Source organism: Niveispirillum cyanobacteriorum, from assembly GCF_002868735.1.
Lineage (GTDB): Bacteria > Pseudomonadota > Alphaproteobacteria > Azospirillales > Azospirillaceae > Niveispirillum > Niveispirillum cyanobacteriorum.
This window is the reverse complement of the sequence record NZ_CP025611.1, coordinates 305,769-325,287: the sequence shown is the minus strand read 5'-3', so window position 1 is coordinate 325,287 and position 19,519 is coordinate 305,769. Positions and strand designations below refer to the sequence as shown.

Sequence of the window (19,519 nt, the reverse complement as noted above, 5' to 3'; positions counted from 1 at the left end):
GTCAACTCAACGTCACCGAATAGGTGAGGTCGCGGGCATAGACGCGGCTGAGGCGCCATTCGACCTTGCGGTCCTGCAGCGACAGGGCCAGACGGTCGATGCACAGGATTGAGGCGCCCGGCGGCGCGTTCAGCAGGCGCTGGTCGTCGGGCGTCGACAGGTCCGCGCGCAGTTCCTCGTTCGCTGAGACGATATTGATGCCGAAATCAGTCTGATAGAGCGAATAGAGCGTGTTGGGCAGTGGCATCCGGTCTTCGATCTTCGGGAACAAGGCCGAGGGCAGGATGATGGTTTCGCGGATGGTCGGCTTGCCATCGACAAGCCGGACGCGGTTGATCTCAACCACCTTGGCGCCCTTAGCCAAGTCCAGCTTCTGCTGATCGGCCACGCGCGCCACGCGGACCCGCACGCTCTGCTCGCCCATGGTCGGGGTAACGCGCTCGCCGCCGGGGCGCACCATGCGGAAGAAACGAAACAGCGACCGTTCCTGGGTATTTTCCGCAATAAAGGTGCCCTTGCCCTGATGGCGGACCAGCAGCTTTTCCGCCGTCAGCGCATCCAGCACCTTGCGCATCGTGCCCTGACTGACCCCCAGTTCGCGGGCCAGCGCATGTTCGCTGGGAATGGCTTCGCCCGGCCGCCAGACACCTTCCGCCACCTTGTTGACAATGATGTCGTACACTTGTCGGTAAAGGGGACGGTAACCGGGGGCGTCCATGCGGTGGAGGCATCCTGTGCTGCATCGGTGAGACTTATATAAGATAAAACAGTTCTGAAGGATTTCATCAAGGGTTTTGGGACCGGTGGCGGGGCGAAGTGCTCCATAGCCTGCCACGCCACCGCGATTTTAACCCAACCCTCCGATGCAGGCATATTTCAACGTCGTGTAATCATCGATGCCGTGCCGGGAACCCTCCACGCCAACACCGGATTCCTTATGCCCGCCAAAGGGTGCCACTTCTGTCGTTATCAGTCCCTCATTGATGCCGACCAGACCGTAATCCAGCCCCTCCATAATTCTGAACGCGCGGCCGAGGTCCCGTGTGTAGACATAGGACGCCAGACCGTATTCGGTGTCGTTTGCCATGCGCAAGGCATCGGCCTCCGTCTCAAACTGGAAGATGGGGGCTAGCGGGGCGAAGGTTTCATCGCGCGCAACTGCCATGTCGGATGTCGCACCGGTGATCAAGGTCGGCTGGAAGAAGCTGCCGCCCAGGGCGTGCCGCGCACCACCCGTCACCACGCGCGCGCCCTTGGCGACGGCGTCGGCGATATGTTCCTCAATCTTGCGAACGCCCGCCATGTCGATCAAGGGCCCCTGCACCACCCCATCCTGAAGCCCGTCACCGACCTTCATGGCCGACACAGCCGTCGCCATGCGTTCCACAAAGGCATCATGGATACCGGACTGGACCAGGATGCGATTGGCGCAGACGCAGGTCTGGCCAGTATTGCGGAACTTGGCCAGCATGGCGCCGGCCACAGCGGCATCCAAGTCTGCATCGTCGAACACGATGAAGGGCGCATTACCGCCCAGTTCCATGGAGACCCGCTTCATGTGCGCCATGGCCTTGGCCGCCAGCGCCTTGCCGACCGACGTGGAGCCGGTGAAGGTGATTTTGCGCAGCAGTGGATTCTCGCACATTTCCGCCGCGATCTCCGCCGCCGATCCGGTAACGATGTTCAGCACGCCCGGCGGGAACCCCACCTGTTCCGCAAGCACCCCGATGGCCAAGGCGGAATAGGGCGTCTGGGTTGCGGGCTTCACCACCATGGTGCAGCCCGCCGCCAGCGCCGCCCCCAGCTTGCGCGCAATCATGCTGTTGGGGAAGTTCCAGGGCGTGATGGCCCCCACCACCCCCACCGGTTCACGCACAGCCAGCAGGCGGCGGTTCTTCCAAGGGGACGGAATGACATCGCCATAGACGCGCCGCGCCTCTTCCGCGAACCAGCGGATATAGGCGGCACCCAATGTCACTTCCCCCACGGCCTCGGCCAGCGGCTTACCCATTTCCAGGGTCAGCAGGCGGCCCAGTTCGGCCTTGTCGGCCAGAATGGCATCATGAAGCTTCATCATCAGATTGGCGCGGTCCGCCGCCGTCCAGGTCCGCCAGTCCAGAAAGGCACGGTGGGCCGCGTCGATCGCAGCCTTCGTCTCCGCCCGGCCAGCACGCGGTATTGATCCCAGCACATCACCTGTTGATGGATTGGAAACAGCGATTGTGGCGCCATCCATGGCATCCTGCCAGACGCCATTGATGAGGCATTGCTGGCGCAGCAGCGGGTGGGACATCGGCATCTCCGGTCTTCCTTCTTCCGTGTGGCGGGCGTCGCAGCGCCCCATATTCGGGCTGGACGAGTATCTATTCTAACTCTTATATAAGATACAACTCTTGTCTTACCCAAGACCATGCGGTAGGAATGATGCAACCCCGCCAACAAGGGGAGCCGACAATTGAACAGGGAGGAAATGACATGCAGCATGCAAAGCATCTGAGACGGCTTGCGGCCGGCACGGCCATGGCGGTGATGGGCCTGTCCGGCTCCGCCGTTGCGCAGAACAGTGCCGATGGTGGCTTTCTTCTGGAAGAAATCATCGTTACGGCCCAGAAGCGCGTCCAGAACCTGCAGGACGTGCCCGTCGCCATCAGTGTCGTGACCGGCGACCAGCTGGAACAGGCCAACATTAACTCCGCAGAACAACTGTTCCAGCGCGTACCGACCATCACCTTCCGCAAGGGCAACACTAACAAGGACAGCGCCATCTCCATCCGTGGTGTGGGCACAATCTCCTTCGCGTCGGGTGTGGAGCCGTCGGTATCGACCGTCATTGACGGCGTAGTCTATGCCCGCGCGGGTCAGCAGACGGCAGACTTCCTGGACCTGGAACGGGTTGAAGTGCTGCGCGGTCCGCAGGGCTCGATCTTCGGTAAGAATGCGTCGGCCGGTGTGGTGAACATCACCACCCGCTCCCCCTCCTCCACGCCTAAGGGCTTTGCCGAAGCCTCATATTATGAGGGCAACGAGTACCGCCTGAAGGCCGGCGTCTCCGGCCCCCTGTCGGACAAGCTGTCCGGCCTAGTCACGGGTTTCTTCAGCCATTTCGATGGAAACGGCAAGAATGTGTTCAATGGCCATGACGTCAACGGTTATGAACGTTACGGCGCACGCATGAAGCTGGTGCTGGATGCCACGGAGAATGTGACCTTCACGGCCATCGCCGACTATGCCAAGGGCAATGACAATGGCTATGCCGACAGCATCGGCACGGTTTTCCCCGGCGCCTATCAGGACCAGATTTTCAAGCCGTCGCTAGCCCCGCTGACGCCGGGTGCCAAGAACAAGGATATCGACAACGATCTGGACCCCAAGACGCGGGACAAGAATTCAGGTGTCTCCTTGCAGGCCGATATCGACCTGGGCACGGCGGCCATCACCTCCATCACCGCCTACCGTCACTGGTACAACTATCAGCAGCGCGACGGTGACTTCCGTTCCGACGCCCCGCTTTACGTCGCCACCGGTGCGGCGGCCAGCGATGTGCGCTCCCACGACCGGGGCGACCTTAGCTTTGATCAGTTCACGCAGGAACTGCGCATCGCGTCTACGGGTCAGAACTTCATCGATTACGTTGCCGGCGTTTACTACTACACCACAAAGGAAGTGGACTTCTTCAACCGTACCGTCACGGCCTGTACCGCGACCACCCTGGCGGCGGTGAACGGATTGCTGCCTTGCCGTGCCGGCGCATCAACCTTCACCACCAATGAAGGCAATGCCGATTTCACGACCAAGCTGAAGAACTATGCGGCTTTCGGTCAGGCGACGGTCAACTTCACGGATGATTTCCGCGCCATTCTGGGCGGGCGCTATACCGAGGATAAGGTCTCCTTCGACTTCGCCCGCCGATCCACCTCCACCGCGGCTTTCCCGGGTGTGCGTCCCGCCTTTACCGCCACTGGCACCACCAAGCAGGATGGCATCTCCGGCAATGCCGGCCTCCAGTATGATTTCGCCGACGACATCATCGGCTATGCGACATATACCCGTGGCTATAAAGGCCCGGCGCTGAATGTCTTCTTCAACATGATTGGCACTGACACGCTGCCCATCTCGGAAGAGACGTCCAACGCCTATGAAGCCGGACTGAAGACCCGCTTCCCTGAGGCGGGCCTGATGCTCAACCTTGCTGCCTTCAAGACCGTCTATGACGGGTATCAGGCCAACAATCTGGAACTGGTGGCCGGACAGGTGGTGACCCGCCTGACCAATGCCGGTTCGGTGTCGACCCGCGGTCTGGAAGCCGACTTTACCTGGGCCGCCAGCCGCGACCTGGAGTTCAATGGCGGCGTTTCCTATACCAAGGCGCGCATCGACAAGTTCAAATGCCCAACCACCAACCCCACCTGTGCCGACGCCATCAACGGCAAGCCCCTGCCCTTCTCCGCCAAATGGAAGGGCTCCGTCACCGCCGACTGGCGTTTGCCGGTCGACCTGCCCAACGGCGATCTGAACCTGTCGAACACGGTACAGTTCACGTCCAAGCAGGGGTTCGATATCAATCAGAACCCCAACGCGGTCCAGAGCGGTTATTCTACCTGGGATGCGGTCCTGGCCTGGACCTCGGACGATGACAAGTATCGTCTGTCACTGATCGCCAAGAATATCACCGACAAGCAGTATGTGATCCTGCGTATTCCGAACGGCACCGCCTTCATGCGCCAGATCACCCCGCGCGATTCCGAGCGTTATTTCGGCGCCTCCGCCCGGGTCAATTTCTGATCCGGGTCTGTCCCAACCACCTGCCTTCTCCACCCCCGGTGCCACCCCTGGCACCGGGGGATTTTTTATCAGAGCGCAGTGGCGAGCATGGCGCGCAATACCTTCTTGTCGATCTTGCCCGTCGCACCCAGCGGCATGGCGGGCACGAACATCACATCGTCGGGGATCTGCCATTTCGAGAGGCGTCCCTGAAAATGCGCCAGGAATTCCGCCGCCGTGGCATCCGTGTCCGGCTTCAGCTGCACCACCAGCAGCGGGCGTTCATCCCATTTGGGATCAGATATGGCAATGGCGGCGCAAAGGGCGGCCTTGGGATGGCTGGAGGCGATATTTTCGATCTCCAGCGAACTGATCCATTCGCCGCCGGACTTGATGACATCCTTGGCGCGGTCGGCGATGCGCATGAAGCCGTACCCATCGATATCGGCGATGTCGCCCGTATCGAACCAGCCATCGACGTCCAGTACCTGCCCACCATCGCCATGCAGATAGCTGCCAGCCACCACGGGGCCGCGCACCTGCAGGCGTCCCATCTGCTGACCGTCATGGGGCAGAAAGGAGCCGCCCTGTCCGCGCAGGGCCAGATCGATGCCCAGCGGCGGGCGGCCCTGACGAATGCGATAGGGCATCTGTTCCTCAAACCCAGTCCCCGCCAGTTCCGGCACCAGCTTGAAATGCGTGCCGATCGGGGAGGTTTCGGTCATGCCCCAGGCGTGGCGCGCTTCCACCCCGTAATCATGCAGCCGGCGCAGGACCGCTTCGGGACAGGCGGCACCGCCGATGATGACGCGCCGCAGCGGCCCGAAATCGCCGCCATGGCGTTCCAGATGCTGGATGATGGCCTGCCAGATAGTGGGTACAGCGGCGGCGAAAGTCACCCCCTGACCATGGATTAGGTCCAAGAGCGAGGCCGGGTCCAGCCGCGATCCCGGCAGCACCAGCTTGCACCCCACCGCCGCCGTGGACAAAGGAATACCCCAGGCATTGGCGTGGTACATGGGAACAATGGGCAGGGCCACGTCGCTTACCGACAGCCCCATGACATCAGGCTGCAACGTCATCCACATATGGATCATGGTAGAGCGGTGGGAGTAAAGCACGCCCTTGGGATTGCCCGTGGTGCCGGAGGTGTAGCAAAGGGCCGCCGCCTGCCGTTCATCGAAATCCCCCCAGGGGCGCCCGTCATCAGCATGCGCGGCGATCCAATCCTCATAGGCGATGGCATTTGGCAGCACGGCGCGGTCCACATCCATTTCACCGCAAAGCAGAACTACATGCGTGACCGTCGGGCAATCGGGCAGCAGCTCCGCCACTAAGCCGGCAAAGACCGGATCGGCCAGGATCACACGGTCGGCGGCATGGTTGATGATGAAACGCAGCTGATCCTTGAACAGGCGCGGGTTCAGCGTGTGGCAGACAGCCCCCATGCCCATGATGGCAAACCATGCCTCCAGATGTCGGTCGCTGTTCCAGGCCAGCGTCGCCACACGGTCGCCCAACCCCACGCCCAACCCGCGCAGGGCCGCGGTAACGCGGCGGGCACGAGCACGCAGGCTGGCATAATCCGCAACGGACAAGGCCCCGTCCGCCGATACCTCCAGCCGCCGTGAAACCACGGGTCGTGCCCCATCCCAGCGCGCGGCATGATCGATGATCCGGTTCACGGTCAGCGGCCAGTCCTGCATCAGCCCGAACATGCGTTTCTCCCTATGCTTTTCGCCCTCATTTTCTCATTCCCAACCCGATGGCTGGACAGGGCGATGTCTTGAGTCTTATATTAGACATAAGAGTACGGATAAATAGAAAGCCAGCCGCCGGGCGCACCCGGTCGCGCATGGTTTATTGAGGGAAGGGAACGACATGCAATTGGTTGAGACGGATGGCGGCTTCGACCTGATTTTGGCAGGTCGCGCAATGCTGCGCCAGCGGTCCGACGCGCCCTGCCTCTATGTCGGCCGGGGTGCCCCTCGTGTGGAGATGTATCATGGCCATTTCGACATCGAGGATAATGTCGAGGAGCGGGTGGGCCTGCGCTATGCGGCCCTGACCCGTGTCAGCGACGGCAGCGCCCGCATCGCCCTGTCCATCGCCCCTGCCCTGCCGCCCCTGGTCACCCTGACCCTGTCCGGTGGCGCACAGGATGCCCGTATCCACATCGACGCCATCGACCCCACGCTCAACCGCCTTTGGCTGCGCGTGGTGGCAGACAAGGGTGAGCATGTCTGGGGCGGGGGTGAACAGCTCTCCTATTTCGACATGCGCGGCCGCCGTTTCCCCCTTTGGACGTCGGAGCCTGGGGTGGGCCGCGACAAATCCACCCTGCTGACCTTCCAGTCCGACCAGAAGGGAAAGGCCGGCGGCGACTACTACAAGACCAACTACCCGCAGCCCACCTACCTCTCCTCCCGCCGCTACGCCCTGCATATCGACACGACGGCCTACAGTGCCTTCGATTTCCGCCAGGAAGGCTGGCATGAGCTGGAGATCTGGGCGGCACCGGCCACCATCGAGCTTTGGGCCCGTGATGCCTTCACCGATCTGGTCACGGCCCTGTCCGACCGGTTCGGGCGGCAGCCGCCTTTGCCCGACTGGGTGCTGAAGGGTGCCATCATCGGCCTGAAGGACGGGGCAACGAGCTTTGACCGGCTGGAAAAATATGCGGCATCCGGGGCCGCCCTGTCGGGCCTATGGTGCGAGGATTGGGTGGGGCTTCGCATCACCAGCTTCGGCAGCCGCCTGTTCTGGGACTGGAAATGGAACGCCACGCGCTATCCGGACCTGGATACGAAGATCAAGGAACTGCATGACCGCGGCATCCGCTTCCTGGGCTATGTGAACCCCTATCTCTGCGTTGATGGCAGCTTTTTCCCCGAAGCGGAGGCCGCCGGATATCTGGCAAAGAAGCTGGAGAGCGACGAGACCTATACGGTCGATTTCGGGGAGTTCGATTGCGGCGTGGTGGATTTCACCAACCCGGCCGCTGCCGCATGGTTCGCCGAACGCGTGATCGGCCAGAACATGCTGGATTTTGGCCTGTCCGGCTGGATGGCGGATTTCGGGGAGTATCTGCCGACCGATGTCCGGCTGCACGACGGCACGCCCGGCATGCTGGCCCACAATGCCTGGCCGGTCCTGTGGGCAGAGGTGAATGCCCGTGCCGTGGAAAGCCGGGGCCGGACGGGGGAGGCCTTGTTCTTCATGCGCGCCGGCTATAGCGGGGTGCAGCGCCATTGCCCGCTGCTGTGGGCAGGCGACCAGTCGGTGGATTTCAGCCGACATGACGGGATCGGTACCGTCATCACGGCGGCCCTGTCATCGGGCTTGCTGGGCAATGCCTATCATCACAGCGATATCGGAGGTTACACCAGCCTGTTCGGTAATGTCCGCACACCGGAACTGATCATGCGCTGGTCCGAAATGGCCGCCTTTACCGCCGTGATGCGCGGTCATGAAGGCAACCGCCCGCGTGAGAATGTGCAGATCGACGAGGATGAACAGGTCCTGGCGCATTTCGCCCGCATGACCCGTCTCTATGCCCATATGGCACCTTATCTGCGAGCGCTATCGGATGAGGCGGTGGCGACGGGCCTACCGGTGCAGCGGCCGTTGTTCCTGCATTTCCCCGATGATCCCGCCACTTACGCACTTCAGGAAAGTTATCTCTATGGTGCCGATCTTCTGGTTGCCCCGGTCATTCAACCGGGCGTGGACCGGTGGAGCACCTATCTTCCCGCGGGGACCGATTGGGTGGAGGTCTGGACCGGCAACCTACATGTCGGTGGGCGAGCGGTGACGGTGGATGCACCGCTGGGCAAGCCGCCACTGTTCTACCGGCAGGGCAGTGCCTGGACAGAGCTGTTCACGGGCATCGCAGCGGTGATCTGAAGCAGTTCGACCCAACCTTCGTATCCGAACAAGGACGACCCCATGCGTTTCGGCATTCACCGTACCCTGCTGCTGGCGCTCGTCATGATGGCGGGCATCCTGAATTACACGGACCGGCAGATTATCGCCGTGCTGAAACCCATGCTGGAAAAGGAACTGGGGTGGAGCGATGCCGACTACGGCACGCTGGTCGCCATGTTCCAGGGGGCAGCGGCTGTCGCCTTCGTCTTTGCCGGCTGGATGATCGACCGCATGGGCTGGCGCGTCGGCAATCCTGCTGCTGTCGGTTCGTGGAGCTTGGCCGCCATCGTCCATGGCATGGCCACCACCCTGACGGAGTTCAAGCTGGTCCGGGTCGCCCTGGGCGCGACCGAAGCTTTGGGCACGCCGGCGGCCATCAAGACCGTCTCCGTCTGGTTCCAGGCCAATGAACGCTCCCTTGCCCTGGGCTTCGTCAATGCGGCGGGCAACATCGGGGCCATCATCGCACCGCTGCTGGTGCCCGTCATCGCACTGTCTTATGGCTGGCGGTGGGCCTTTTACATCATGGGGGGATTGGGGCTGATCTGGGTTGTCGCCTGGTGGGCGCTAACCCGCCTACCCTATTTCCAGACGCCGCCCACCTCAGCTGCCGCGACGGGGGGAGCCAAGGTGCCCTGGGGCACGGTACTGACGGACCGGCGCACCTGGGCCTTCGCAGGGGCCAAGGTTTTCTCTGATCAGGTCTGGTGGTTCCTTCTGATGTGGATGCCGGATCTGTTCACCCGTGTCTTCGGGCTGGATATGCGCAGCTTCGGCGTACCGCTGGCCACCATCTATGCCGTCGCGGCGTTCGGGTCTCTCGCCGGCGGCTACGTCTCTGGCCGCATGCTGGCGGCGGGGATGAGCATCAACCGTGCCCGCAAGCTGACCCTGCTGATCTGCGCCCTGCTAGTGCTGCCGGTGCCGCTGGTGCTGCTGGTGCAGAATTACTGGCTAGCCGTGGCGCTGCTGGGTCTGACCTTGGCGGCCCATCAGGGTTTCTCCGTCAACCTGTTCGCGACAGCCACCGACATCATCCCGCAAGGCCGGATCGCAACCGTCATTTCCATCGGCGCGCTGTGCGGCAATCTGGCGGGCATGGCGGTGCTGCAAGCTGCCGGCTGGGTGCTGGCGACGGGCGGGTCCTATTCCCCCATGTTCGCGCTGGTGTCGGTGTCCTACCTGCTGGCACTGGGCTGGCTGCATCTGTTGCAGCCAGTGCTGAAGCCGGCGGAGGCTGCTTAAAGGTTCAGGCCAGGGCGATCTTGGCCCAGGCATGATAGATGGCTTCCGCTTTGTCCCGGCCTATGCGCGGCGTAAATTCCGCGTCATAGCGGGCGAAGCGGGGTAGATCAGCCACGGCGATGACGCCGAAGCCCAGGCCGGCGGCGATGGCGGCACCATAGGCCGTCGCCTCCTTCACAAGATGGCGGCGCACAGGCATGCCCAACGCATCCGCCTGCATCTGCAACAACGGTTCACTGTTGCTGACCCCGCCATCCACGGGCAGGTGGTCGGGGGTGGAGAGGCCCGGTGTGGCGGCCACGGCGCGGGCGATTTCCATCATGCGGTAGGCAATGCCCTGCAAGGCGGCGCGGGCCACATGGGCACGGTTGGCACCCGCATCCAGCCCAGAAATCAGGGCGCGTTCATGAAACCGTCCATGCGGCGCGCCCAGCCCCTGCAGGGACGGACGGACGATCACGCCGTGCGTGTCCGGCACGCTGCCGGCGGCATCGGACAGCGCGGCGGCATCGGCGAACATGCCCATGTCCCGGCACAGCCAGTTCAGGAAGGCACCGCAGCTGATCACCATGCCTTCCACGCACCAGGAGATATCCTCCCCCGTCTTGGTCATGGCCTGGATGGGGATGGTGCGATGCGGGCTGACCGGGGTGGCACCGGTGGAGGCCATCAGGACGCCAGAGGTGCCATAAGTGGCTTTCCATGCCCCCGCCGACAGCCGCCCATGGGCCAGCATGCCAGCCTGCTGATCCGCGATCACCGCCGTCACGGGCACGGATGCGCCGAATAGCGATGGGTCGGTCTGTCCGATGGGACCCCAACTGTCTGCGATGGCGGGAAACAGACCGGCTTCCAGCCCCTGATGCACAATCAGGGCTGGGTTCCAGCCGGCATGATCAGGATAGCCGATATAGCCCGACAGCCAGGCCGATCCGATATCGGTGACATGCGCCCCTCCGCCCGTCAGACGGAAAATCAGATAGCTGTCCAGCGTGCCCCAGCACAAGTCACCCCGCGCCATACGGGCACGGCCATCGGGGACGAGATCCAGTGCGGCTTCAAGCTTCGCTGCCGGCACCTGGGGCCACAGCATGAAGCCGGCGGCGCGCAGCTGCTTGTAACGGTCCATGCCGCGCAGGTCGCTCCAGACCAGGATCGGGGCCACGGGATGCCCGGTTGCGCGGTCCCACAGGACCGTGCTGGATCTCTGCGTCGTCACGCCGATGGCGGCCACGTCCTGCATGGATCGCCCGGCCTGATCCAGGGCACACGCGATGACCGACCGGCAGATGGACCAGACCTGTTCACCATCCTGTTCCACCCGGCCCGGCGAGGGAAAGGACGATGGGATCGGCTGCTTGGCCCCCGACAGCACGGCGCCACCTGCATCGATCAACAGGGCGCGGGCACCCGTGGTGCCACAATCAAGGGCCAGCAGCAGTTCAGGCATCGGGGAGCAGGTTGCCTGGGTTCATGATCCCGTTCGGGTCCATTGCCGCCTTCAACCGCCGCAGCAACGCCACACCACCGGCACCCAGATCATGGGCCAGATAAGGCTTGCGCAGGCGGCCCGCACCATGATGGTGCGCCACCCCGCCTCCATGGCGGGCCGTCGCCTCCATTATGCGGCGCCAACATTCAAAATAGGCGGGTTCCATGCGGGCTGTATCCTCGAACGTAGCGGCGAAGGAGAAATACAGGTTAATCCCGGAACGGTAGACATGGGAACTGTGCGCCGAGGCGTTGATGACGCCGTCAACCCCGTTCAAGTCCCGGATAACGTCATTGTAGATATCGCCGATCTGCGTCCAGGTACCGGAGATTTCGGCGGTATCGGCGACATAACCACGCTCGAACATGTCTTGCCAGGTGGGCACATGGTTACGGCGCGTCAGCCATTGTTCGGCCGCCGCCGGGTCACCCGGCTCCAGCCCCGCCGCCGCCGCGATGGCGGCGATGGCGGGCATCTCAGCCTCCACCCGCTCACGCGGGCCTTCATGCACCATCAGCAGCATGGACTGGCCGTCACGCTGGAAATCCTTGAACAGACGGCGCACCTCCCGCCCGTCATACTGGCGCATCACCGGCGGCTTCCAATCGGCCTGGATGATCCGGCGCTGCACCTCGAACCCCGCCTCCATGTCCTTTGCGTAGAAGACAGAGCATTGCCGGAAGGGTGCCGCCCGGCGCAGCGACAGGGTGACACCCGTGACCACGCCCATCGTTCCCTCCGCCCCCATCAGCAGATGGCGCAGGTCAGGTCCCGCCGCGGCGCGTGGAGCTTTTCCGAGGGTGACGACGTTACCGTCGGGCATCACTGCCTCAACGGCGTAGATCATGTCCTCGATATTGCCATAGGCGGTGGAGAACTGGCCCGAGGCGCGGGTGGAGACCCAGCCGCCAACACTGCTGATCCCGATCGATTGCGGCCAATGACCAATGGTCAGTCCATGGGAAGCCACCGTCTCTTCCGCCAGCAGCCCGTTCATGCCGGCATCGAAGCTGGCCAGCAGGTTCGTCTCATCAATGAACCGCACAGACGCCATGCCGCCCATGTCCAGCAGAATAGCCTCCGGCGTCGGCTCCACCCCGCCGCAGACCCCACTGCCCAGACCGAAGGGGATCAGGGGGATATGATGCTCATTGGCGAACAGTAAGACCTGACGGACATCGGACACGCTTTCGGGCCGCACCACGATGCCGGGTGCTGGCACATGCTCCCCACGCCAGTATCGCAGATGCTTCACACACCATTGGTCATAGCGTCGGGCGCGCAGCGTTTCGGCGTCGCCCAGCACCTTGTCGTGGCCAATGCGTTCGGCCAGTTGGGTGGCAATGGTCATGTCATTCTCCCCCCGGATCGGGCGACAGGGCCCGCCGGCTGTTCCGGTCTAGTTGCAAGCAATGATGGATTTCGGTGGCCCGGCGGCGGTCATCCCAAGCCAGCAGCCGGCCCATGGCCTCTGCCGCCGGGGCCAGGGCCGCGCGGCCCGCGTCGGTGTCGAACCAAGCCCTCGCACTGCGCCGAACCCAGTAATCCTCCAGCGTCGCGGCCCCTTCATGCAGGACGGCGTGGCGAGCCTCCGCCGCCACATCACCGCCGGCGGCACGGATCACAGCAGCCTCGGTGCCATAAAGACGGTCCAGGCGGTCATCGCCATCCAGAACGCGCTCCCCACCGGGCAGGGGCAGGTCCGCTGTCAGGCAGGTCGGCGTGCGGCGGCCCAGCCGCGCCACAACCGCATCCACGATGCGGGACGCCATGGCGCGATAGGCCGACAGCTTGCCGCCCGCAATGGCAATCACGCCACTGGGACCGACCCACATCTCATCCTTGCGGGATACCTCCGCCGCCTTCTTGCCCGCCTCTCCGATCAGGGGGCGGATGCCGGCCCAAAGGGAAACGATATCCTGGTCCCGGATGGCGGGCACATCCATGGCGGCCTGGGTAGCATTCAGCAGGTAATCGACATCGGCGCGACCGATGTCGGGCCAGTAATCGACACCGGCCTGGAACTGATCGGTGGTGCCCAGATAGGTGAAATCCCCGCGCGGTACAGCGAAGATATTGCGTTTGTCCGGCGCGCGCAGGATCAGCGTGGATGCCACCGGCAGCACGCCGCGCGGCAGCACGATATGGATGCCTTTGGAGATGGCAAGCCGGCGGTCGCCATCTCCCGCCGCCAGCGCCCGAACCCCATCCACCCAGGGACCGGCGGCGTTCACGATAACCCGTGCCCTGACGCGGGCCGCCTTCTCTTCACCCACCAGGGTGGAGCGGGCGATCAGGCCAACGGCACACCCCCCCTCCTCTATCAGGCTTTCCACCAGCGCATGGTTCAGGACCGCGGCCCCGGCAGCAGCAGCGGAGCGGACATTAGCCAGGGTCAGGCGGGCATCGTCGGTCAGGAATTCCGGATATGCCACAGCACCGTTCAGCCGGTCGCGACGCAGATGCGGTTCCCGTCGCGCCAGTTCATCCAGGTTCCAGACCTCATGCTGCTCCGCCGCCGGCACCGCACCCATCTTCTCAAAGCTCCACAGGGCGGCACGCAGCTTGGCCTGGGTGGCCAACGACGTGGTGGGGATCACAAAAGGTGTGATACGGGCGAGATGTGGGGCAATACGGCGCAGCACCTGCCGCTCCGACGCGCTCTCCCGCACCAGGGCCACGTCGCCCTGGGCCAGATAGCGCAGGCCGCCATGGATCATCTTGGATGACCGGCTGCTGGTGCCAGACGCGTAATCCTGCGCCTCCAGCAGGGCAACGGACAGGCCGCGCAGGGCGGCATCACGGGCGATGCCCGCCCCCGTAATGCCGCCGCCGATGATGACCAGATCGAAGGTTTCCGCCTCCAGCCGGGCAAAGCTGGCAGCGCGTTCGCCCGCATTCAGGCTTGCTCCCGTGCCCATCGCTTTGCCTCCGCCCCTGGTTGCTGTCCGTCAGACGTTAGGGGAATTGCGATAGCTATGGTGATGCGTTCTGGGAAACAGCCCGGTCCCGCCGCATGGCCAGCGCCGTCCAGATGGCGCCTGAGAAATCCACCAGCCCGAACAGGATCAGCAGGCTGGGCGCCAGACCCGCCAGGACCAAGCCCGAAAAGCCCACCAACACGATGACACGCGTGACAACGGTGATCCGCTGAAACGCCACGCCGTCGGCACCGGCATGATAGTAAAGCGCCAGATTGAAGACGATGATCCCCAGGACCCGTATCCAAGGCTCCTCCGTCGAGGCCAGTCCCAGCAGGGCCAACAGCAGGTTGGGGACCAGCAGCAGGATCAGACCATTGGCCCCCAGATACAGGGCGAACAGACGCAGCGACAGAGCGGTACGGGTCAAAGCAGTGTCTCCGTCTTGGCAGGCTTTGGCAAAAAATGGCGTGATGGGGATCAGATTGAGAGGGAGGCCGCGATGGCCATTGCCCAGGCGCCGCACGCGATCCCGGTGATGCAAAGATATGAGCACCACGGTATCCGGGATTCACTGGAACTAAGCTATGTTCTATCGCATCAATGGGGCACAGCTGAGCATCATCAACATCCTTCACACTGTGCTCGACATCGGCCCCATCCTATCAGCCGAGGAAGAATAACCCCGTACCCCCATGGCCTGCGTCGCCACCCACAGCGCCAGCCCCAGATGCAGACCGATGATGCGGGCATCCGGCCCCATCAGTCCCGGTATCCGCGTGAGCGCGGCCAGGACGACGCCCAGTATTGACAGGCCCAGCCAAAGCCTCGCCGCGCCCGTGCTGCGCAGTAGCAAACGCAGGGTGCCGGCAAGGATGAACAGGCTGGATAGCGAGCCAACCAGGGGCTTCTGTCCTGCCAGGATCAGACCTCCGACCAGCAGGACCGCGAGCCCCACCACCCAGGATGCGCGGCGCGTCCCGGGCAGCAGGAACAGGGCCACGGCAATGCTCACGAAGCCCAGCAGGGCGTAAATCTCCGACGCATCCTGATGCAGGATGGTCAGCCATTCCGGCTCCCACCCGGCAAAGTGCAGGGCGCCCAGGGAGGACGGTATAGCCAGGGCCAGGATCGCAGCGGCCAGCAACCGGACGGGACCCGTCGCCTGTTCCGTCAGCAAGCTCCAGCCGGCCCAGAGGCAGGCCAGCGCCAGGATCGCATCACTGACCGCCAGCAGCATCAGCCACCTCCCGCGCCATCACAGGCATGCCTGCACCGGTGACCGGCGGCAGACCGGGCGTGCCGGCCTGTTCCGGATGACGGCGCAGAAAGGCCGCCTTGATCTTGTCGGTATCATCACGGCGGCCATCATGGCTCCACCCTGGCGGGCCGAACAGATACAGGAAGCGGTCGCGCAGAGAGAGGTCGTGCTGCGCCTGATCCTTGGCGATGCCCACGAATTCGTGAAAGGCGATGCGCAGCGGGTTGAAGGTGCCCAAATCACGCACCAGCCCGAACCGCACCGGATCATCATCCTGCTCCGGCACGAAGGTCCCGAACAGCTTGTCCCAGATGATCAGGGTGCCGGCATAGTTGCAGTCGAGGTAGCGGGGATTGGAACCGTGATGGACGCGGTGATGGGAGGGGGTGTTCATCACCGCCTCGAACCAGGCGGGCATGCGACGGATGGATTCCGTATGGATCCAGAACTGATACAGCAGGTTAAGGGACGAGGCGAAGATCAGGATGGCCGGGTGAAAGCCCAGGAAAGCCAGGGGGAGCTTCAGGACGAACAAGCCCATGATGGCGCCGGTCCAAGGTTGGCGCAGGGCCGTGGCGAAGTTGAAATGCTGGCTGGAATGATGGACGACATGGCTGGCCCAGAGCCAGCGGATACGGTGCATGAACCGGTGCGCCCAGTAATAGCGCATGTCGTCGATCAGGAAGCAGGCGACGATGGCCCAGACCGACGTTCCGATATCAAACAGGCGATGGTCATAGACCCGGAACATGATGGCCGAAATACCACCGCCGATCAGCAGGCCTGAGAACAGGCCGGTGATGACATAGCCCACACCCATGGCCAGACTGGCGGCACTGTCCCGCGTCTCATAATGCGCGCGCAGCAGGTTCAGGCGCATCAGCAACAGTTCCAGGACCAGCAGCAGCAGATAGAGCGGGCTGGCCAGGGTGGCGACATCGGGATAGCTCAGGTTGTCCGGCATCGTTTCTTCCCAGATATTGTCGTTATTTATTACGCAGCGCTTCAAGCACCGCCCGCCAGTGCGCCGCCTCCGCCGGATCGGCGAATGAAATCCGGAAGGACGGGGCTGTGAAATCTGCCAGCGCCAGGGTCAGAACATTATCCCGCAGGTCCCACCCGGTCACAGTATCCGCCCCCACCACCCGCGCCGTGGCGTACCGGCCCATGATCAGCAGCAGGCCGAAGCGGCTCTCCGCCCCCAGGTCGATCAATGCCGACAGCCCGTCACGGGACAGGGCCGCACCGGCGGCGGGCACATCCGGCAGGATATCGCGGAAGCGGGTTAAGGCCGCTTCCCGGTCTGGCATGCCTTCCCACGCGGTCTGTCCCAGAAGGTGGTGCAGCACAATGATGAACAGGATGAACAGCAGGCTGCCCACAATCAGATATGGAAGTGTCATCGGGTTCCGCCCTTGCAGCTTCGGCGATGATATTCGGGGCGGTCCAATGGCGATCTTGCCAAAATTTCATCACCTGATGATTTCCATGGATGCATCAACAGGCCTTTGGTCATGTATGTTCGCGATAAGCAATTGAACGAAATCTTGAGGAAACGTCATGGACGGGGTGCCGGACCTGCAGGGCCTGCTGGCGCGCCAGCAACAGGCGGTGAAGCGTCATGGCACGCCAGACCTTAAGGAGCGGCAGGCGGCCCTTGACGGGCTGGCCCGCCTGGTCCGCCGGCACCAAGGGGACCTGATCAGTGCCGTTAACGCCGATTTCGGCAACCGCGCCCGGCAGGAGACGGAGCTGGGCGAGCTGATGCCGTTGCTGAACGGTATCCGCCATGTCCGCCGCCATCTGAAGGGGTGGATGCGGCCCCGACGGCGGGTGGCGGGGCTGGCATTCCAGCCGGCATCCGCGCGGGTGGAGTATCAGCCGCTGGGCGTGGTCGGCATCCTGTCACCCTGGAACTACCCGCTTTTCCTGACGCTGGGGCCGCTGGTCGATGCGCTGGCGGCGGGCAACAGGGTGATGATCAAGCCATCGGAACTGGCACCGCGTACCGGCGACCTGCTGCGTACCCTGCTGGGTAGCCTGTTCCCGGAGGATCGAGTGGCGGTGGTGACGGGCGGGGCGGAAGTGGCGGCGGCGTTCTCCCGCCTGTCCTTCGACCATCTGGTCTTTACCGGGTCCACTCGCGTCGGGCAGGCGGTGATGCAGGCGGCGGCGGACAATCTGACGCCCGTGACGCTGGAACTGGGTGGCAAGTCGCCGGTCCTGATCATGCCGGACTATCCGCTGGACAAGGCGGCGCGGACCATCGCCATGGGCAAGTTCTTCAATGCCGGCCAGACCTGCGTGGCGCCCGACTATGTGCTGGTGCCGCGCGACCGCATGGAGAACTTCGCGCAAATCCTGATGCGGCGGGTGGAGGCGATGTACCCCACCATCTCGGGCAATCCCGACTATACAAGCATCATCACCGACCGCCACCACGCCCGACTGTTGGCCATGGTGGATGAGGCGCGGGCGCGGGTGGTCCGCCACCGTGACGCAGGCGACACCGCCCGGCGCCTGTTCCCGCCGACCCTGCTGATCGACCCGCCCACCGACAGCATGGCCATGCGGGAGGAGATTTTCGGGCCGGTCCTGCCCATCCTGCCTTATGACCGGGTGGAGGATGCGCTGGCCTTCATCAATGACCGCCCCAAGCCGCTGGCCCTTTACTGTTATTCCGACGATAGCAACCGGGTGACGGAAGTGCTGAACGGTACGCGGTCAGGCGGGGTGACGGTGAATGCCACCATGCTGCATGTCGGGCAGGAGGATCTGCCCTTTGGCGGCGTCGGGGAAAGCGGTACCGGCGCCTATCATGGGCATGAGGGCTTTGTGCGTCTGTCCCATGCCCGCGCGGTCCTGCGCATGGGCCGCTTCAACCAATCCCATCTTGTCGCCGCCCCCTATGGGAGGCTGACAGGCTGGATCACAAGATTGTTCATCGGGGGGGCGTCATGAACCTGCGCCGGCTTCAGCATTTCGAGGCTTTGTACCGCCTGCAAAGCTTCGCACGGGCCGCCGACGAACTGGCCATCACCCAATCGGCATTGAGCCGCAGCCTCCAGAAGCTGGAGGAGGAGCTGGGTGCCGTCCTGTTCGACCGGACCACCCATTATGTCCGGCCCACCGATGCCGGCGACCGGCTGATCCGCCCCGTACAGGATGTGCTGGCCGCCGCCGGCAACCTGGACAGTGCCGCCAACCAGTTGACCCGACCCGGGTCAGGCACGGTCCGGGTCGGCGCCGGCCCCTATCCCATGAACCCACTGCTGACCCGCGCCATTGGCCGGTTTGGAGCGGCGCATGAAGGGGTGCGGGTCACCGTGACCGGCGGAACGGCGGATGTGTTGCTGCAAGGTCTGGTCGACCGCTCGCTGGACCTTGTCATCTGCGATATCAGCAAGTTCGACGGGTCCGCCTATGCCGACGAGGTGGTGGTGACAGCCCTGCCGCGTGAACCGCTGATGATCGTCACCGCCGCGTCCCATCCCCTGCCCGAGGGACGGGGACGACGGGAAGCGGTAGAGCAGCGGCCCTGGGCCCTACCCCGCCCGGCACCGGGAAGCGAGCACCGCTTCGCCCCCGCCATCCGCACCCGCATCGCCCAGCGCAGCTTTCCCGACTATGAGCTGGACAGCACGCTTGCCTGCCTGGAGGTGGTACGGCAGGGGCCGGCCGTCACCGTCGTGCCCCGGTCACTGGGCCTGGCCGCCAGCCTTGACGGGTCCCTGACCTGTTATGCCATGGCAGCGGGCGAACAAACCAATGACGGTATCCACCTTCTGCGCAACCGCAGCCAGAGTGCGGCGGTTACGGCGTTTGTGAAGGCGTTGCGGGAGACGGCGCAGTCAGTGGTCGCGGCAGGGTGACAGCCTTTCAGAGACGCGCACAGGCCCGCTCCGAATGGAA

At 63.8% G+C, this 19,519-nt stretch carries 15 protein-coding genes; 5 read left to right on the top strand and 10 right to left on the bottom strand.

Annotated elements, in window-relative coordinates; all coding sequences use genetic code 11:
* Position 1 precedes the first annotated feature (1 nt).
* On the bottom strand, positions 2 to 718 hold the full coding sequence (locus tag C0V82_RS01465; protein WP_102110816.1) for a GntR family transcriptional regulator: 717 nt from the start codon (positions 716 to 718) through the stop codon (positions 2 to 4).
* Between the two features lie 129 nt (positions 719 to 847).
* Entirely contained in the window at positions 848 to 2,293 is a 1,446-nt protein-coding gene (locus C0V82_RS01460; RefSeq protein WP_199772486.1) for an NAD-dependent succinate-semialdehyde dehydrogenase, read from the bottom strand.
* Between the two features lie 182 nt (positions 2,294 to 2,475).
* On the opposite strand from C0V82_RS01460, the gene C0V82_RS01455 reads away from it, so the two are divergent.
* Entirely contained in the window at positions 2,476 to 4,782 is a 2,307-nt protein-coding gene (locus C0V82_RS01455; RefSeq protein ID WP_158659655.1) for a TonB-dependent receptor, read from the top strand.
* A gap of 68 nt (positions 4,783 to 4,850) precedes the next feature.
* Here the strand turns inward: C0V82_RS01455 and C0V82_RS01450 are convergent, their stop codons facing one another.
* Positions 4,851 to 6,479, bottom strand: a complete 1,629-nt coding sequence (locus C0V82_RS01450) for a long-chain fatty acid--CoA ligase (protein ID WP_102110813.1) — start codon at positions 6,477 to 6,479, stop codon at positions 4,851 to 4,853.
* Positions 6,480 to 6,642: 163 nt separating this feature from the next.
* Between C0V82_RS01450 and C0V82_RS01445 the strand changes: the two genes are divergently transcribed.
* A complete protein-coding gene (locus C0V82_RS01445) occupies positions 6,643 to 8,667 on the top strand; it encodes an alpha-glucosidase (RefSeq protein WP_102110812.1) in 2,025 nt (674 codons plus the stop codon).
* Positions 8,668 to 8,709: 42 nt separating this feature from the next.
* Positions 8,710 to 9,933 carry an MFS transporter gene (locus tag C0V82_RS01440; RefSeq protein WP_102110811.1) on the top strand — a complete coding sequence of 408 codons (1,224 nt, stop codon included), beginning with the start codon at positions 8,710 to 8,712 and terminating at the stop codon, positions 9,931 to 9,933.
* Between the two features lie 4 nt (positions 9,934 to 9,937).
* Here the strand turns inward: C0V82_RS01440 and C0V82_RS01435 are convergent, their stop codons facing one another.
* The 7 genes from C0V82_RS01435 to C0V82_RS01405 form a co-directional block, all read right to left on the bottom strand.
* On the bottom strand, positions 9,938 to 11,383 hold the full coding sequence (locus tag C0V82_RS01435; RefSeq protein ID WP_102110810.1) for an FGGY family carbohydrate kinase: 1,446 nt from the start codon (positions 11,381 to 11,383) through the stop codon (positions 9,938 to 9,940).
* The gene (locus C0V82_RS01430; RefSeq protein WP_102110809.1) at positions 11,376 to 12,776 is read right to left on the bottom strand and encodes an FAD-binding oxidoreductase; all 1,401 of its coding nucleotides are present in this window, start codon (positions 12,774 to 12,776) and stop codon (positions 11,376 to 11,378) included. The genes C0V82_RS01435 and C0V82_RS01430 overlap by 8 nt, the downstream gene beginning before the upstream one ends.
* Before the next feature lies 1 nt (position 12,777).
* Positions 12,778 to 14,346, bottom strand: a complete 1,569-nt coding sequence (locus C0V82_RS01425) for a glycerol-3-phosphate dehydrogenase/oxidase (RefSeq protein WP_102110808.1) — start codon at positions 14,344 to 14,346, stop codon at positions 12,778 to 12,780.
* A gap of 55 nt (positions 14,347 to 14,401) precedes the next feature.
* Entirely contained in the window at positions 14,402 to 14,776 is a 375-nt protein-coding gene (locus tag C0V82_RS01420; RefSeq protein ID WP_102110807.1) for a hypothetical protein, read from the bottom strand.
* A gap of 204 nt (positions 14,777 to 14,980) precedes the next feature.
* Positions 14,981 to 15,586, bottom strand: coding sequence for a hypothetical protein (locus C0V82_RS01415; RefSeq protein WP_102110806.1), 606 nt, complete (start codon positions 15,584 to 15,586; stop codon positions 14,981 to 14,983).
* Positions 15,567 to 16,571, bottom strand: a complete 1,005-nt coding sequence (locus tag C0V82_RS01410; RefSeq protein WP_102110805.1) for a sterol desaturase family protein — start codon at positions 16,569 to 16,571, stop codon at positions 15,567 to 15,569. The genes C0V82_RS01415 and C0V82_RS01410 overlap by 20 nt, the downstream gene beginning before the upstream one ends.
* A gap of 22 nt (positions 16,572 to 16,593) precedes the next feature.
* On the bottom strand, positions 16,594 to 17,010 hold the full coding sequence (locus C0V82_RS01405; RefSeq protein ID WP_102110804.1) for a hypothetical protein: 417 nt from the start codon (positions 17,008 to 17,010) through the stop codon (positions 16,594 to 16,596).
* A 157-nt stretch (positions 17,011 to 17,167) separates the two neighbouring features.
* Between C0V82_RS01405 and C0V82_RS01400 the strand changes: the two genes are divergently transcribed.
* Positions 17,168 to 18,568: a coniferyl aldehyde dehydrogenase gene (locus C0V82_RS01400; protein ID WP_102110803.1), complete on the top strand. Its 1,401-nt coding sequence runs from the start codon at positions 17,168 to 17,170 to the stop codon at positions 18,566 to 18,568.
* Positions 18,565 to 19,479 carry a LysR family transcriptional regulator gene (locus C0V82_RS01395; RefSeq protein ID WP_102110802.1) on the top strand — a complete coding sequence of 305 codons (915 nt, stop codon included), beginning with the start codon at positions 18,565 to 18,567 and terminating at the stop codon, positions 19,477 to 19,479. The genes C0V82_RS01400 and C0V82_RS01395 overlap by 4 nt, the downstream gene beginning before the upstream one ends.
* The last annotated feature ends 40 nt before the right edge of the window (positions 19,480 to 19,519 follow it).